The sequence below is a fragment of the Actinomadura flavalba DSM 45200 genome, assembly GCF_000374305.1.
In the GTDB taxonomy this organism is placed as follows: domain Bacteria; phylum Actinomycetota; class Actinomycetes; order Streptosporangiales; family Streptosporangiaceae; genus Spirillospora; species Spirillospora flavalba.
Genome location: NZ_KB894095.1, coordinates 435,626 through 451,024 on the forward strand (window position 1 = coordinate 435,626; position 15,399 = coordinate 451,024).

General features: G+C 75.1%; 12 protein-coding genes. 3 read left to right on the forward strand and 9 right to left on the reverse strand.

The genetic code is table 11. The features are described 5' to 3' along the window. Nucleotides 1-135 precede the first annotated feature (135 nt). From C229_RS0115200 to C229_RS30735, 3 genes are all read right to left on the reverse strand, one after another. Nucleotides 136-1,215, reverse strand: coding sequence for a PDDEXK family nuclease (locus tag C229_RS0115200; RefSeq protein WP_018655939.1), 1,080 nt, complete (start codon nucleotides 1,213-1,215; stop codon nucleotides 136-138). A 101-nt stretch (nucleotides 1,216-1,316) separates the two neighbouring features. Next, nucleotides 1,317-2,930 carry a carboxylesterase/lipase family protein gene (locus C229_RS30730; protein WP_018655940.1) on the reverse strand — a complete coding sequence of 538 codons (1,614 nt, stop codon included), beginning with the start codon at nucleotides 2,928-2,930 and terminating at the stop codon, nucleotides 1,317-1,319. 61 nt (nucleotides 2,931-2,991) lie between these two features. Continuing rightward, nucleotides 2,992-5,049, reverse strand: coding sequence for an AAA family ATPase (locus C229_RS30735; RefSeq protein WP_018655941.1), 2,058 nt, complete (start codon nucleotides 5,047-5,049; stop codon nucleotides 2,992-2,994). Nucleotides 5,050-5,230: 181 nt separating this feature from the next. On the opposite strand from C229_RS30735, the gene C229_RS0115215 reads away from it, so the two are divergent. Beyond that, nucleotides 5,231-6,004, forward strand: coding sequence for a PrsW family intramembrane metalloprotease (locus C229_RS0115215; RefSeq protein ID WP_033424435.1), 774 nt, complete (start codon nucleotides 5,231-5,233; stop codon nucleotides 6,002-6,004). Here the strand turns inward: C229_RS0115215 and C229_RS30740 are convergent. Next, on the reverse strand, nucleotides 5,985-7,148 hold the full coding sequence (locus C229_RS30740) for a lycopene cyclase family protein (RefSeq protein ID WP_018655943.1): 1,164 nt from the start codon (nucleotides 7,146-7,148) through the stop codon (nucleotides 5,985-5,987). The genes C229_RS0115215 and C229_RS30740 overlap by 20 nt on opposite strands. A 49-nt stretch (nucleotides 7,149-7,197) precedes the next feature. Here C229_RS30740 and C229_RS0115225 point away from each other — a divergent pair, with 49 nt between their 5' ends. Further along, complete coding sequence (locus C229_RS0115225; protein ID WP_026313820.1) at nucleotides 7,198-7,926, forward strand: class I SAM-dependent methyltransferase; 729 nt, start codon at nucleotides 7,198-7,200, stop codon at nucleotides 7,924-7,926. After that, the gene (locus C229_RS0115230) at nucleotides 7,923-9,470 is read left to right on the forward strand and encodes an FAD-dependent oxidoreductase (protein WP_018655945.1); all 1,548 of its coding nucleotides are present in this window, start codon (nucleotides 7,923-7,925) and stop codon (nucleotides 9,468-9,470) included. Before C229_RS0115225 ends, C229_RS0115230 begins: the two co-directional genes overlap by 4 nt. Here C229_RS0115230 and C229_RS0115235 read toward each other — a convergent pair. From C229_RS0115235 to C229_RS0115255, 5 genes are all read right to left on the reverse strand, one after another. After that, the gene (locus C229_RS0115235) at nucleotides 9,449-10,432 is read right to left on the reverse strand and encodes a DUF5914 domain-containing protein (RefSeq protein ID WP_018655946.1); all 984 of its coding nucleotides are present in this window, start codon (nucleotides 10,430-10,432) and stop codon (nucleotides 9,449-9,451) included. The two genes, C229_RS0115230 and C229_RS0115235, sit on opposite strands and share 22 nt — an antisense overlap. Nucleotides 10,433-10,446: 14 nt before the next feature. Then, entirely contained in the window at nucleotides 10,447-11,379 is a 933-nt protein-coding gene (locus tag C229_RS0115240; protein WP_018655947.1) for a phytoene/squalene synthase family protein, read from the reverse strand. Continuing rightward, entirely contained in the window at nucleotides 11,376-12,845 is a 1,470-nt protein-coding gene (gene crtI / locus C229_RS0115245; RefSeq protein WP_240487268.1) for a phytoene desaturase family protein, read from the reverse strand. The genes C229_RS0115240 and crtI overlap by 4 nt, the downstream gene beginning before the upstream one ends. Nucleotides 12,846-12,954: 109 nt before the next feature. After that, the gene (locus C229_RS0115250) at nucleotides 12,955-13,140 is read right to left on the reverse strand and encodes a hypothetical protein (protein WP_018655949.1); all 186 of its coding nucleotides are present in this window, start codon (nucleotides 13,138-13,140) and stop codon (nucleotides 12,955-12,957) included. A gap of 41 nt (nucleotides 13,141-13,181) precedes the next feature. After that, a complete protein-coding gene (locus C229_RS0115255) occupies nucleotides 13,182-15,239 on the reverse strand; it encodes a nuclease-related domain-containing DEAD/DEAH box helicase (RefSeq protein WP_205624490.1) in 2,058 nt (685 codons plus the stop codon). Nucleotides 15,240-15,399 lie beyond the last annotated feature (160 nt).

Consider the following 15,399-nt stretch of genomic DNA (forward strand, 5'->3'; position numbering starts at 1 on the left):
GGGATCGGCATGAGCGTTCGTTTCGTGGGCGGCACCGGCGACCGCGCGTAGGCGCGGGCGTGCGAGTTGGGCAGGCCGTGCCCGACCGGGTTTCCGGTCGGGCACGGTGCGTTATGTCCGGGTGCCCTCGCCGGGTCAGTCGGGGAGGGCGAAGAAGCGGGTGGCTTCGTCGATGGTGAAGCGGGCGCGGAGTTTGCAGGCTGAGTTCTGGTTGGCGAACATGCCCGGCACCCAGAAGGCGTCCTCGCGGGGAACCGTCGCCGTCCACTCGACGGGGACGATCCATTCGCGGCGGTCCTGGTCGTCGGGTGGGCGGCCGTGGTCGTAGGCGGCGTGCAGATCGAGGTCGGCCATGCTGCGCGGCTCGCCGTCGACCGTCAGGACGGCGTCGGCGAACGGGCGGGCCTCCCCCGACACCGTTCCCACACCTACGTAGCCGGACTTGGGGATGTGCACGAAGACGCGCGCTCCGACCGGGAGCGTGCTGAGCGTCCGCGAGTACCAGTCGCCGCCGCCCGCCGAGACGAAGCCGTAGCGGCGGGCGTCGTTCCAGTTGCGGACGCCGGACTCCTCGCCGAACGAGACGTACCAGTCCTGGCCGTTCCACGGCTCGCGCTTGTCCTGCCGGGTGGGGGTGCCGGCCGCCGCGACGGCGACGTCGTCCACGAGCCAGGAGCGGGCGAGGTAGGTGCGGCCTTCGTCGGAGAACGAACGGAAGAACAGCACGTTGATCGGGATGAGACTCTCGGCGAGGTAGGTGACGATCCGTTCGGTCGCGGCGTCCACGTCGCCCGCCACCACGGTCAGGGCGTGCGCGGTGCCGAGGGAGTCCGGCGGGCCCGCGCCGAACCGTTCGGCGAAGGCCCGGTCGAGTTCGCCGCCGTACGGGCTCGCGCGGAAGATGCTGCGGATGTCCTCGTTGGTGAGGCCCTTCGCCCACGACCCGTAGTCGAGGAGCTGCGCGACGACCTCGCGGGGCGTCCGCTCGCGTTTCAGCTCGAAGACGTGCAGGGTGCCGTCGGCGTCGAGGCCGAGCAGGTCCACGACCTTCCCGTGCTCGGTCCGGACCTGGCGTCCGATCAGCAGCAGCGGAAAGCCGAGGATGCCGGGGTCGGCCTCGATGAGGTCTTCGAGTTCGGTCTCCGAGGCGACGGCGGTCAGCGGGACGCGGACGGGTCCGTCGTCGATGCGCCACAGGCCGACTTCAAGCGGCATGGACCACCCCTTTCCCGCAGCAAGGTTAGCGATCGGGCCGGGGGCCACGGGACGGTCGTCTTGTGCGGCTCGCGCTCGGTGATCTGGGGTTCCCGTATGCGCTAGCCCGTGAGGGAGCCCAGGGCGCCGAAGACGTCCCAGAGGAGGCAGTTGTGGCTCGTCTGGTAGGCGCCCAGGCGCAGGACCTCGGTGCCGGGGCCGGGGAGGAGGTCCTTGTAGGGCGTCGTGAGGAGGTCGTAGCGCGGCCACGGGGCCGGGCCGCCGGGGCTGCCGGTGGCGGCGAAGGACGCCCAGTGGTCCATCATCCGGTGCGACAGCGCGCGCTGGGACGCCGTGAACGGACGTTCGGTGGGGATGTCGAACAGGTACGGGAGCTCGCCCGCGTGGTAGGCGCCCAGGTCCACGTTCGTGACCGGGATGTACCAGTTCGGCGCGTCACGGTCGCTGAACCGGTACGCGTAGGTCGGGGTCCGGGGCGCCAGCGTGGCGGCGATCTTCGCGGCGGGGCAGGCGAACAGGGTGTCGGTGTACAGCGCCGCCAGGGCCTTCTCCGGCGAGCCGTACCCCCGGGACGAGTAGACCCCGCCGAGAACGAAGGCCAGCGGCCCGAACGCCGAGGTGAGGAGCCGCTGGTACTCCTCTTCGGTGACGGCACGGCCGGTCACCGCCTGGAACTGGACGGCGGTGAGCATCCGGCCCTCGTCGCGGGTGACGCCGACCATGACGGGAACGCGCGCGCCCCTGCCCTTCTTCAGCAGGTCGAGCGGGTTGCCGGGAACGACCGCGTCGTCGTAGACGAGCGGCCAGCCGGGGATCGCCGCGGCGGGGCCGTCGCCGGCCGGAGGCGCCGTCCCCAGCAGGTCGGCCACGGGCTTGGCGCGCAGGCACGCGAGCCGGCCGGGGCCGTCGGGGCAGCCGACGTCGGCCGCGTACTTCCCGCTGATCGCGAACGCCCGTTCGGGTTCGGCGGGCAGGTACGACAGGTCGCAGGCGCCGCTCATGACGACGGCCCGGTGGAACAGCCCGGCGGAGCCGGGCGAGGTCAGGTGCGCGCAGGTGGCCTGGCCTCCGGCGGACTCGCCCGCGAGCGTCACGCGGGACGCGTCGCCGCCGAACGCGGCGATGTTGCGGTGCACCCAGCGCAGGGCGGCCTGCTGGTCCTGGAGGGCGTAGTTCAGCGCGGGCGCCTCGGCCCGCAGGTCCGGCAGGGCCAGGTGCCCGAGCGCGCCGAGCCGGTAGTTGACGGTGACGACGACCGTCCCGGTCCGTTCGGCCAGGGTCGCGGCGGGATAGAGCGACCCCGCGCCGCTGATCCCGGACCCGCCGTGCACGAACACCAGGACGGGCCGGTCGCGGCCGGGAGCGCGCGGCGTCTCGACGTTCAGGTGCAGGCAGTCCTCGTCGGTCGAGGGGACCTGTCCGGGCGCGCCGGGGACGCCGAGCTGCGGGCAGGACGACCCCGGACGGGTCGCGTCACGGACGCCGGTCCACGCACGCGCCGGTTCGGGTGCGCGCCACCGCAGCGCGCCGACCGGCGGCGCCGCGTACGGGACGCCCAGGAACGCGCGCCGCGCGCCGTCCGCGATCCCCCGGACGTCGCCCGCCTCGGTGCGGACGACGGCGGACGCGGTCCCGGCGTCCGCCGCCGACACCGGACCGGTGGACGCGGCCAGCAGGACCACCACCGCCCCCAGCCGCAGCATCGTTCTGACCATGACGCTCCCTCCTCACGGCCCCCACAGGCCGCCGGGAGCGAAGGGTGTCCCGCGCGAACGCTCACCCGCCAGGCCGATCGGTGGTCATTCGCGCGTCAATCCGGGTGGTGTTCAGTTCTCTGGCCCACAGCAGCTCGGTGACGCGGTCCAGGCCCCGCGCCAGGTGCCTGCGGTAGGTGCTGAGCGCCAGGCCGAGGGATTCGGCGGCCTTCTCCTGAGTCTGTGCGGGCCGCAGGTAGGTGCGGTCCAGGACGAGGAAGAGCCCGTGCGTGCGCGGGTCGTCACCGACCTCGCGGACGGTCGCGCACAGCGTCTCGCGGAGCACCAGGGGGTCGGCGGCGCCCGCGATCCGGCACCGCAGCAGCGGGTTGACGGCGAGCCGGTCGGGGGTGTGCAGGTGGCGCAGGCCGAGCCGGACCCAGTCGGCGAAGTCGGCGCGCGACGGCGGGGGCGGAGGCGTGGCCGGTCCGGTCACGCCGAGGTCGCGGTCGCCCATCATGTCCAGCCAGCTCTGCGGCGTCCGCCCCCGCCAGTCGCGCACGAAGGCGGCGTACCGGGTGCGGCCGACCTTGAAGTCCGCCGTGGCGAGCCGGTCGTATCCGACATGCGCCATGATCGGCTCGTAGGCGCGCGCGTCGCCGCTGAACGAGCAGAGGAAGTCGAAGGCCAGCTCCGGGCTGGTGAGCAGCCGCTGGGTGTGCCACGCCATCGCCGTGTTCCGGGTCGCGGACGGACCCTGGTACTGCTCGGCGTCCATGAAGAACCGGCTCATCGTCACCTCGGCGCCCGGTTCGAGCGGCCCCTGCGCCAGCACGTGCGCCCACGCCGCGGCGGCGCCCGGATCGGCCGCAAGGTCGCCGGGCGGGAGCTCGTGCAGCCGCAGGACGAGCGCGTACCCCACGGCCTCGCCGGACGCCCCGCCGCGCACCGCGGTGGTCACGGCGGCCGGGTGGTCCAGCCAGCGCGCGGCGAGCGCGGCGCACTCCGGTCCCTCGTGCCGCTCGGTCATCGCCAGGATCGCCGGGCGGTCGCGCGCGGTCGCGGGCTCGGCGTAGTGCTCACCGACGCGGGTCCAGTCCCAGTAGCCGCTGACGGCAGGGTTGGCCCGGATGAGGAAACTGGTGTCGATCACCCATCGGTGCTGCTCGCGGCCCGCCGTGGCGCGGACCCGGCCGAGCAGATGGTCCCTGATCCGGTGGTGCAGCGCGGCGAACGCGGGCGGGTCGCGCCAGCGCAGGTCGGCGCAGACGACGTCGCGCACCAGGTCGTGCGGGCACAGGCCGAGCGGTCCCTGCTCGATGAACGGCAGGCCGCGCAGCCAGCCGAAGACCTCCGCGACGTCGTCGGCCTCCAGCGCGGCGCGCAGCAGCGGTTCGGTGGTGAACCGGGCGTGGGCGCAGGTCTGGAGGGCGCGGCGGTGGCGCTCGCCGGGGGCTCCGGCGACGAAGCACTCGACGAGCCGTCCGACCACGTCGGGCGCGCCGGCGAGGTCGAGGTCGGCGTCCGGGTCCGCGCGGAGCAGGTCGGCCAGGAGCGTCACGGTGAGCGGGTGTCCGCGCGCGGCGGCGACGAGCCGTGCGGCCTGGGGCTCGCCGAGGCCCTCGGCTCGCGCGTACGCCCGGACGTCGCGCGGCGGCAGGTCACCGAGCCGCACCACGCGCAGCAGGTCGCGCCAGGCCGGGTCGGCGGACCAGCCGGCGGTCGGCGGCTCCCGTCCGGCGACGACCACGACCGAGTCGGCCCGCAGCCCGGGGACCAGTTCCTCCCGAATCCACCCGTCCAGCGGGCGCAGCGACTCGTAGGTGTCGATCAACAGCACGACCCGTTCGCCGGACGGCACCCGCGCGAACGCCCGCGGCGAGGGCTCGACGGCGCGGCCGTCCACCCGCTCGACCCGCACCCCGGCCTCGTCCGCGACCTGGCCCAGCGCCCGCAGCAGCGCGGTCTTGCCGACCCCTCCGGGCCCGTGCACGTGCAGCACCGAGAACGCGGCGTCGCCCGCCAGCGCGGCCCGCAGCAGTTCGAGCTCGTCCGCGCGTCCCACGAACCGGCGCCGCCGCGCCGCGTCCAGCCGCCCGGCCATACCGGCCGCGCCGTCGCTCGTGCCGTCGGGGTTCATGGCTCGGTCTCCTCGCGGGAGCGGCGACCGGTTTCGCGGCGCCGGGACGATCGGACCCCGATTATGGCGGTTCGCCGGTGTGGGACAGGTCAACGGCCGAAGGGGTTCTCAGGGGGTCGGCGGCTCCCTAGGATTCCGGCATTCTGCGGGTTTCGGCGGCGGGCGGTGGGTCGTGGACGTGATGCGGCAGTGGGCGTGGGCCGGGGTGCTCGTCGTGGGAGGCGCGCTGTTCGGGGCGGTGCTGGCGACGCTCGTCGCGACCGGGAACCCGAACTTCGTGCCGACGGTGATCCTGCTGGGATCGGCGCTGGTACCGGTGACGTTCCTGACGTTCGCGGCGGGCCGCAGCGGCGAGTGGCAGCTCGCGGCGACGACCCTCGCGGCGGCGGCGCTGTTCGGCGGCGTCGTGGGGACGGTCACCGCGGGGATTGTCGAGTACGACGCGATCCGGCGGCTGGGGGCGCTGCCCGCCGTCGGGATCGGGCTCGCCGAGGAGGCGGCCAAGCTCATCGTCCCGGTGGCCATGCTCGCGTGGGCGGTGCTGCGGCGGCGGGACGTGCGGACGGCGGACGGGCTCGTGCTCGGGATCGCGGTCGGCCTCGGGTTCGCGGTGCTGGAGACGATGGGGTACGCGTTCACGGCCCTGATCGCCTCGCGCGGCGACGTCGGCGCCGTCGAGCAGACCCTCTTCCTGCGGGGGCTGCTCTCACCGGCCGGGCACATGGCGTGGACGGCACTCGCGTGCGGCGCGCTGTGGCGCTGGGCCGCCGCGCCGTCGCCGCGCACCCTCGCGGCCGTCCCGCTGACGCTCGCGGCGACCGTGACCCTGCACGCCTGCTGGGACGGCATCGGCGGCGTCGCCGCCTACGCGGTGCTCGGGGCCGTCTCGGTCGGCTGGCTGCTGTGGGAGTTGCACCGCACGCGAACGCTGCGCATCACCCCCGCCCGCGTCTGAGGCGGGCGGTGGTGTGGTCGGTGGTGGTCAGGGTCATCGGGAGGAGGGGGGTTGACAGGCCCAGGCGGAGTTCGGTGGGGAAGGTGGTGGTGCCGTCGAGGAAGGCGAGGACCTTGGGGAGGGGGTTGCGGCGGAAGAGGGTGGTGAAGAAGGCGGCGCCGGGGACGCGGGCCGTGTCGAGGGCGCGGAGGAGGATGGCGTCCATGGTCAGGTGGCGGGGGCGGTGCGGGACCGGCGGGAGCGGGCGGCGGCCCGTCGCCAGGAGGTGCGCGACGGCGGCGGTCTGGCGTTGGATGCCGCTGAAGGCGTAGCCGGTGGCGGGGCGGACGGCGCCCGCGGCGGCGCCGATTCGGAACGTGCGGTGTCCGGTGGCGGTGGTGTGGCGGGCGTCGGTCATCGGGATGGCGCCCTGCTCGACGGACGTCACCTCGAACGGGCTCAGCCGCAGGACGTTCTTCGTGTAGTCGTGCAGGGCCGCGTCGTACTGGCCGGACGTCAGCGGCGCGCGGGTGAACTCGGTGTACTCGACCAGGGCCTCGTGCCGCGACAGCGGCAGGATGTAGCCGAACGCGACGCCGCCGGGGGGCTGCGGGGGGCGCAGGTCCATGAGGGTCGCGCGGGACGGGTCGAAGTCGGGCGCGGACGTGCGGACGAACCAGCCCCGGAAGTGCTGGAGCAGCGCGGTCCGCGCCGGGGGCGGCGGAACGGGCCGCGAGTCGAACACCCAGCGGGCCGCGTACGTCACCTCGGCGCCGGACGCGTCGAGGGCGCGCACGGTCGCGCGGCGGGCGCCGTCGGTGACGCCGGTGACGGTCGCCTCGACCTGTTCCACTCCCCCGAGCCCGGCGCGCACATACGCGTCGAAGTCCGTCGAGCGCAGCATCTTGTACGTGAGCGGCGCGGTCGGCGCGGTGCGGCCCCGGCCGTCCGGGCCGAGGACGCGCAGGCGGTCCCAGCGGGCGGTCAGCGCGGCGTCCCAGCGGCCGGGCCCCTCCTCCCAGTAGCACCAGGTGCGTTCCGGGGAGCGCGCCGGTCCGGGAGGGGCCTCCAGGAGCGCGACGGACACGTTCAGGTGCCGCAGGCGGTGGGTAAGGGAGAGCCCGGCGGCGCCGCCGCCCACGACCACCACGTCGAACTCGCGCATCCCGATAGCATCGCACGTGGGAAGGGTGCCAGCCGTTGACAGGAGGGGCATGGGGGTTTCCGCGCGGGAGATGAAGCACGGGGCGGTCATCGACGAGTTCGACGTCGCGGCGCCGTCCTACGACCGGCTCGTCGGCGCGAACCCCGGCTACCACCGGCATCTGCGGATGTCGGCGCGGCGGCTCGGGCTGCCGCGCGACGGCGCGGGGCTGCGGGTGCTCGACCTCGGCTGCGGAACGGGCGCGTCGACGGCGGCGCTGGCGCGGGTGCTGCCCGCCGCCGAGATCGTCGGCGTGGACGCGTCGGCGGGGATGCTCGCGGCGGCGCGCGCGAAGCGGTGGCCGCCGAACGTGCGGTTCGTCCATAGCCGCGCGGAGGACTTGACGAGCGAGCACACCGGCGGCCGGGTCGACGCGGTGTTCGCCGCGTACCTGCTGCGCAACTGCCCCGACCCCGACCAGGTGCTCCGGGGCATCCGGGGGCTGGCCAAGCCGGGGGCGCGCGTCGCGCTGCACGAGTACTCGGTGGACGGCCCCGCCGCGCGGGCGGTGTGGTCGGCGGTGTGCTGGGGCGTGGTGATCCCGGCGGGACGCGTCTTCACCGGGCGCACCGAGCTGTACCGGTACCTGTGGCGCAGCGTCCTCCAGTTCGACCCGCCCGCCGGGCTGCGCGCCCGGCTGGAGGCCGCCGGGTACGACACCGTCCGCGCCGTGCCGCTGCCCGGCTGGCAGCGCGGCATCACGCACACGTTCCTCGCCCGCGCCGGCGGCGGCGCGTGAGCGTTCCCGGCCGCGACCCGAAGGCGCGGACGATCCCGCCGGAGGCGCCGCGCGGCGCTCGGCCCGCCGCGACGCCGCGCGTGGCGGTCGTCGGCGGGGGCATCGCGGGGCTGGCGGCGGCGACGGCGCTGGCCGAGCGCGGGGTCGAGGTCGTCGTGCTGGAGCGCGAGGACGGCCTCGGCGGACGGCTGCGCGGCTGGGAGACGACCCTCGCGGACGGCTCGTCCGTCACGATGAGCCGGGGGTTCCACGCGTTCTTCCGGCAGTACTACAACCTGCGGGCGCTGCTGCGGCGCGGCGACCCCGAACTGTCGATGCTGACGCCGCTCACCGACTATCCGCTCGTCGACGCCGGTGGGCGCAGCGACACGTTCACCGGGCTTCCGGCGACGCCGCCGTGGAACGCGTTCGCGCTCGCGCTGCGCAGCCCGAGCTTCCCGCTGCGGGAGGTCGCGGGCGTGAACGTGCCCGCCGCGCTGCAACTGCTCGACGTGGACGTCCCCGGCGTGTACGAGCGGCTCGACGCGGTGGACGCCGTCACGTTCCTCGACGTCCTGCGGTTCCCGGCCGGGGCGCGGCATCTGGCGTTCGAGGTGTTCTCGCGGAGCTTCTTCGCCGATCCGCGGCGGCTGTCGGCGGCCGAGCTGGCCGTGATGTTCCATCTGTACTTCCTGGGGTCCGGCGAGGGCCTGCTGTTCGACGTCCCGCGCCGACCGTTCCCGGCGGCGCTGTGGAACCCGCTGGCCGCGCACCTGGCCGGGCGTGGCGCCGAGATCCGGACGGGCGCGCCGGTGGCGTCGGTCGGGGCGGGGACGCGCCGGGCGCACGCGGTGCGGGCCGGGAACGTCGAGGAGGAGTACGACGCGGTCGTGCTCGCCACCGACCCGGGTGCGCTGCGCGGGCTGAGCGAGGCGTCGCCCGAGCTGGGGGCGCCCGAGTGGCGCAAGCTCGTCGCGGACGTGCCGAGCGCGCCGCCGTTCCTGGTGTCGCGGCTCTGGCTGGACCGTCCCGTCGCCGCGTCCCGTCCCGGGTTCCTGGGCACGGGCGGGTTCCCGACGCTCGACAACATCAGCGTGCTGGAGCGGTACGAGGACGAGTCGCGCGCGTGGGCGTCCCGCACCGGCGGCTCGGTGGTCGAGCTGCACGCGTACGCGCTGCCCGAGGACGCCGACGTCGGCGCCGAGAGCGCCCGGCTGGTCGAGCAGTTGCACACCGTCTACCCCGAGACGCGGAACGCCGCGATCGTGGACGAGCGGCACGAACTGCGCGCCGACTGCCCGCTGTTCCCGCCCGGCGGCTACGCGCGCCGCGTCCCGGTGACGGGCGCGTCCCCGTGGGTCGTCGTCGCGGGCGACCACGTCCGCGCCGACCTGCCCGTCGCGCTCATGGAACGCGCCGCCACCACGGGCTTCCTCGCCGCCAACGACCTGCTGTCGCGCTGGGGCCTCCCCGGCCACACCCTGTGGACCGTCCCTGCCGAGGGCCGCTCCCCTGTCGCCCGCGCTCTCGCCCGCCGCGCCCGTCAGCGGGTGCGCAGGAAGTAGCGGCGTTCGGCGTAGGCCAGGTCGTCGCGCCAGAGGCGGCGGGCGGCGTGGCGCATCAGGGGGCGCAGGGCCGGGGCGGCCTTGCGGGCGGCGGTGAAGCCCCGGCGCGGTGAGGTGGCGATGACCGCCTCGATGACCGCCGTGCGGGGGACGCCGTCGCGGTCCATGCCGAGCGGGGTCGCGTGGGTCTCCACGACGCTGCCGGTGCCCTCGCCCTCGACGATGTGCATGACGATCGTGCGGGGCTCGGGGCAGGAGAACGCGGCGCGGACCGGGACGCCGAGACGCCCCGCGACCTTGAAGGCGACGTCCACGACCATGCGGTCGGGGCCGCCGTCCTTGCCGTCGGAGACCTCCACGACCTTCAGCCCGACGAACGAGTACGGGTGGAACCAGGAGCCGTGCCACGGATCGAGCCGGTTGGCGACGACGTCCTGCGGCTCGCAGCGTCCCGCCAGCGTCGCCACCGCCGCGAGCGACCCCGCCTCCTGCGGGCGTTCGGGCAGGACGGGCGCGGGCAGCGGCTCCTCGCCGCCCGCCTCGTCCAGCCGCACCCAGAGCAGGACGCCGTCGTCGTGCACGGGAAACGGCTGCCAGCCGGGGAACCCGGCGCCGGACAGCGCGAGGCCGTGCCAGCGGCAGATGAGGCTGCCCGCCTCGACGGCGCCCCGGCACAGCGGCGCGCCCAGGTGCGGGCAGGCGCCCGGCGCGGCGTGCGGGGTGCCGTCCGGGTCGCGCCAGGCGACGACCTCGACGCCCGCGACGACGCGGCCGAACGGCCGGTCGGCGCGGATCTCGTCCGCCGCCGCCAGCACGAACCAGTTCCCCGACGGACGCAGCAGCGCCCGTTGCAGCGCGCCGTCGATGCGCGCCGGGGTCGCTTCCCGCCAGGTCGGGGCCTGACGGGCCCAGGTGGTCGCGGGCATCCGGCGCAGCGGGAGGCGCCGAGCGGGGGACGGCATGCCGGTCCTTCCGGTCAGGAGGTGAGCAGACGGGCGGTCAGCGCGCGGCCGAACGCGGGCAGCACGACGCGGGCGCGCCGCGTGCGCGGTACCCGGTGCCGCCGGGACCACACGTCGTACCCGGCGGCCTCGATACGGTCCAGGATGCCCTGGTAGAGGTGGAACGCCGTGCCGACACACGGGCGCGACACCGGGTGCAGCATCGCGACGCCCGGCGCGGCCTCCCGGTAGACGGCCCGGTTCAGCGCGACCAGCTCGGCCAGCGCGGCGCGGGCGCGCGGGTCCTGGACGCCGCGGCGGCGGCAGCGGGCGAGCAGGTCGGCGTCGGCGCCGTGCGCGGCGAGGACGTCAGCGGGCAGGTAGACGCGGCCGCGGTCCAGGTCCTCCGCGACGTCGCGAAGGAAGTTGGTGAGCTGGAACGCCTCACCGAGCGCGGCGGCGTGCGGCGCGGCCCGCTCGCGCGGCACGGACGTGCCGAGGACGGGCAGCACCTGGAGCCCGATGACGGCGGCGGAACCGTACATGTACGCGCGCAGTTCGTCGTAGGTGGCGTACCGGGTGACGCGCAGGTCCATCCGCATCGACGCCAAGAACGCGGTGAAGTAGTCGGCGTCGAGGGCGTAGCGGGCGGCGGTGTCCGCGACGGCGCGGACGACCGGGCGCCGCGCCGGGCCGCCGTCCAGCGCGGTGACCAGGTCGTCCTCGATCGCGTCGAGCTGGGTGAGCGCGGCGACGTCGTCGCGCTCGTGGTCGTCGACGATGTCGTCCACCCACCGGGCGAACCCGTACAGGGCGTGCACGGCGGGACGCCGTCCCGGCGGCAGGACGCGGGTCGCGGCGTAGTAGCTGCGCCCGTGCTCGGCGTGCAGCGCGCGGCAGCGGGTGTAGGCGTCGCGCAGGCCGGGGTCGTGGATGCCGGCGGCGTCGAGTTCGGAGACGGTGCTCACCGGGCCGTCTCCCCGGTGATGCGGGCGGCGGCGAGCTTGCCCGAGATGAGCACCGTGGGGAGGCCGACGCCGGGCGTGGTGCCGCACCCGGCCAGGACGGCGTTCGCGGTGCCGGGCACCAGGTTGCGCGGGCGGAACGGGCCGGTCTGGGCGAAGGTGTGGGCGGTGGCGAACGGGGTGCCGAACGCCATGCCCCGGCGCGACCAGTCGGCGGGGGTGACGAGACGTTCGGTGACGATCGAGACGTCGAGGTCCTTCAGGCCGCGGTCGGCGAGGGTGCGGACGAGCGCGTCGCGGTAGCGCGGGCCGTCCGCGCGCCAGTCCTGGCCGTTCCGCAGGTTCGGCGCGGGCGCGAGGATGTAGAGCAGCTCCCGGCCGTCCGGCGCCAGCGACGGGTCGGTGGCGGTGGGGCGCGTGACGAGCAGCGACGGGTCGCTCATCATCCGGCCGTCGCGGATGATCTCCTGGAAGGTGCGGCGCCAGGCGCCGCCGAACGAGATCGTGTGGTGCCCCCAGCCGTCCCACGCGCGGTCGGTGCCCGCGTGCAGCACGACGGCGGACGGCGCGAACCGCAGCGGCACCGGGCGGCGCGGCGTCCGGCCCAGCAGCCGGTAGGCGTGCGGCAGGTCGGGGGTGAGGACGACGGCGTCGCAGGGGTGGCGGCCGTGCTCGGTGCGGACGGCGGTGACGCGGTCGCCGCCGCGCTCCAGCGCGGTGACGCGCTCGCCGTAGTGGAAGCGGACGCCCGCGTCGCGCGCGGCGTCCGCGAGCGCCTCGCCCATGCGGGCCATTCCGCCGCGCGGGAAGTACACGCCCGCGACGGTGTCCATGTACGCGATCACGGCGTAGGCGGCGAGTGCCTTCTGCGGCGACACACCGGCGTAGAGCGACTGGAACGAGAAGATCCGCCGCAACCGCTCGTCGGTGACGAACTGCCCGATCTTGGGATCGAGGCGGCCGAAGCCGCCGAGTGCGGCGAGCCGGGCGAGGTCGGGGACGAGGAGGTCGAGCGGCGAGTCGAAGTTCGCGTCGATGAACCGCCGCATCTGCACGGCGTGCAGCCGGGTCAGCCAGTCGCGGAGCCGCAGGTAGCCGTCGGCCTCGCGGCGCCCGGCGACCCGTTCGACCTCGGCGGCCATCGCGTCGGCGCCGGTGTGCACGTCGATGACGGACCCGTCCGCGAACCGCGCCCGGTAGGCGGGGTCGAGCCGGACCAGGTCGAGCCGGTCCTCGACCGTCTCACCGACGGCGGCGAGGGCTTCGCCGAGCAGGTGCGGCATCGTGAGGACGGTCGGGCCGGTGTCGATGCGGAACCCGTCGACGTCGAGCCGTCCGGCGCGTCCGCCGGGCCCGGCGTCGCGCTCCACGACGGTGACGTCCCGTCCGGCGCCCCGCAGGTGCAGCGCCGCCGCCAGCCCCGACAATCCGGCGCCGACGACCACGACCCGATCCGTCCGCCCGGGCACCGTCCGTATCCGTCTGCCGTCTCGCACGCGCCGACCCCCCCGCACCTTCCGCTCGATCACCGTCTCCGAAGACCTTCGGAGCGAACCGCGCGGGGGGTTGCGCGAAAGATCAGGGAATCTCCGTCTGTGACGAATACCCCTCGGCCTCTCCGCCGGTCGCCGACTCCTGGTCGGCGTTCGGCGGATCACTGGGCCCCGTCGTGAACTCGTCCCCCAGATCCTCGTCCCCCTCGACCTGCGTCTCAGGATGCCGACGACGATCCGCGAGCGGCTTCTCTTCCTCGGGCTGACTCATGCCCCTCTATGTGACCCGCACAACACTCCCGAAACCGCAGGTCACGGCGCGACAGTCCCCTGCCAGAGCAAATCCCTGGCCCGCGTCATCCCGACGAAGACCTGCCGCCGCCGCAGCGCACCGCGCTCCTCGGCCGAGGGACCGCCCTCCGGCTCGGCGACGGCGAGGTCGAGACGCGGCAGGAAGACGTACTTGAACTCCAGCCCCTTGGCCCGGACATACGTGCCCATCTTCACCTCGGGGCCGGGGTGCCCGTCGTACTGCTCCAGCCGCGTGACCCGCACGCCCGCGCGCGTCAGCAACCGCGCGTAGTAGTCGCACTCGCGGCGCGTCCGGCACAGCACGGCCGCGCCGCCGGGGTCGGGGGCGTGCTCCCGCACGGCCCGCACGAGCCACGCGTCGTGGGTTGCGGCGTCCGGCGCGACCTCGGTGAGGACGATGCCGCCGTGGTGCGTGGGCTCGACGTCGCGGCGGCCGTCGGCGCTGGCCTCCTCCAGGTCGTCGAACGGATCACCGGAGACGACCGCGAACGCCGCCTCCATGATCCGAGCGGCGTTGCGGTAGTTGGTGCGCAGCACCGCGCCCCGGCCCCGGACGTCCACGCCCGCGTCGGCCAGCCGGAAACCGCCCGGATAGACCGACTGCTGGCCGTCGCCGATGAGGAGCAGGCCGTCCGGGCCGTCGCCCGCGAGGGCGTGCGCTATCCGCACGCCGGTGAGGGTCAGGTCCTGTACCTCGTCGACGATGACGGCCGCGTACCGTTCGGGGCGGGCGCGCAGCTCCGCGAGGGCGGCGAGCAGGACGTCGCTGTAGTCGTGGACGCCCGCGTCGGCGCGGAGCAGCTCGTACTCCTCGTAGAGCAGCCATGCCGCCTCGCGGTGCACTAATTGGAGCGGCGTGCGGCGGCCGTGCCGCTCGACGGTCCGGTAGGCGCCGAGCGTGGCAAGGCCGCGGCCCTTGACGACCTGGTCGATCTCCTCGCGCCAGTAGGACGGGTTGGCCTCCAGCTCGCTGAGCACGCTGTCCTGCCCGGCCATCCGCCAGGCACGCGCGTACGCGTCGGCGGCCCGGCGCGGGTCGAGCCGGACGGGCACGCCCCTGGCGCGCAGGAACCGCAGCGCCCACGCGTGCAGGTTGGCGAACTCGACCCGCGCCGCCTCGGCCGGGGCCATGCGCGCGAACAGGCGGCCCTGGACGCGCGGCAGGCTGCTGCTGAAGGTGAGGAAGAGCAGCCGGTCCGCGCCGCGGGCGGCCAGGTGTGCGGCGCGGTGCAGGCCGACGACGGTCTTGCCGGTGCCCGCCGGGCCGCGCACGCGCGCCGGGCCGTTCCAGTGGCGGCGGGTCAGCGCGGCCTGCTCGGGGTGCAGGAACGTCATCCACGTCTCGATCGGCTCGGCGAGGGCGCCGCGCACGGCCGCCGCGACGACGTCGTCCACCTCGAAAAGCGGGGCCGCCGGGCCGGGCGAGGCGGGGCGGGTGTCGTCCAGGGCGGGGACGTCGTAGGCGGGGAACTCCTCCTCCAGGCAGGTCGCGACGGCGCGGACCATCGCGGGCATGAAACGGCGGGGTTCGGCGACGAGCGTCCGGACGATGGTGCCTTCGTCGAGCAGCCGCACGCGGCCGAGCGCGGAGTCGATCCGGTGCCCGGTGAAGATCATGATGGGGCGGACGGCGACCGGGGAGATGCCGAGCGTCCCGACAGCGCGCTCGACCGCCGCCGCTTGGGCGAGGAGCTTGCCGATCTCGGCGTCGCGGCGCTCGGTGCCCGCGAGCAGGTGCCCGTCGGCGGCGGACGGGGCGTCCCTCCAGCGCTTGACGTCGATCACGTAGACCCCGCCGGGACCGACCAGGATCATGTCGACGTTCGCCGATGCGGTACCGGGCCAGCGGCGGTCCACCAGCAGGCGCCATCCGGCTCCGGTCAGCGCGATCAGCACCGCCGCGACGGCCCGCTCGGCCGCGGCCGCCGCCGCGTACCGTCCCGCCGCCGCGTACGCGGCCCCGGCGCGCCGCGACAGTTCCAGCGCGTACTCCCGCGCTCGCCGTGCCGTCTCCCCCGCCGATCCGCCCGCCGCCATCGACCACCTCGCCGCCGTCACCGCCACCGCCCCTCACTGATAGCAGCCCGCAGCAACCCGTCTCAGGTTTTCGGCAGCTTTGTCGTGAGATGCGCGTATGGCCGGTGCGTCGATGGCGGTGGGGTTGAGGGGGCGGCAGGATGGGGGGATGGTGTTGCGGGTTTGTCCTTGTGATCTTGGG

Coding starts and splice junctions, on each gene's coding strand:
- C229_RS0115200 (WP_018655939.1), bottom strand. CDS start 1,215: ATGCCGCTTGAAGTCGGCCTGTGGCGCATCGACGACGGACCCGTCCGC.
- C229_RS30730 (WP_018655940.1), bottom strand. CDS start 2,930: ATGGTCAGAACGATGCTGCGGCTGGGGGCGGTGGTGGTCCTGCTGGCC.
- C229_RS30735 (WP_018655941.1), bottom strand. CDS start 5,049: ATGAACCCCGACGGCACGAGCGACGGCGCGGCCGGTATGGCCGGGCGG.
- C229_RS0115215 (WP_033424435.1), top strand. CDS start 5,231: ATGCGGCAGTGGGCGTGGGCCGGGGTGCTCGTCGTGGGAGGCGCGCTG.
- C229_RS30740 (WP_018655943.1), bottom strand. CDS start 7,148: ATGCGCGAGTTCGACGTGGTGGTCGTGGGCGGCGGCGCCGCCGGGCTC.
- C229_RS0115225 (WP_026313820.1), top strand. CDS start 7,198: ATGGGGGTTTCCGCGCGGGAGATGAAGCACGGGGCGGTCATCGACGAG.
- C229_RS0115235 (WP_018655946.1), bottom strand. CDS start 10,432: ATGCCGTCCCCCGCTCGGCGCCTCCCGCTGCGCCGGATGCCCGCGACC.
- C229_RS0115250 (WP_018655949.1), bottom strand. CDS start 13,140: ATGAGTCAGCCCGAGGAAGAGAAGCCGCTCGCGGATCGTCGTCGGCAT.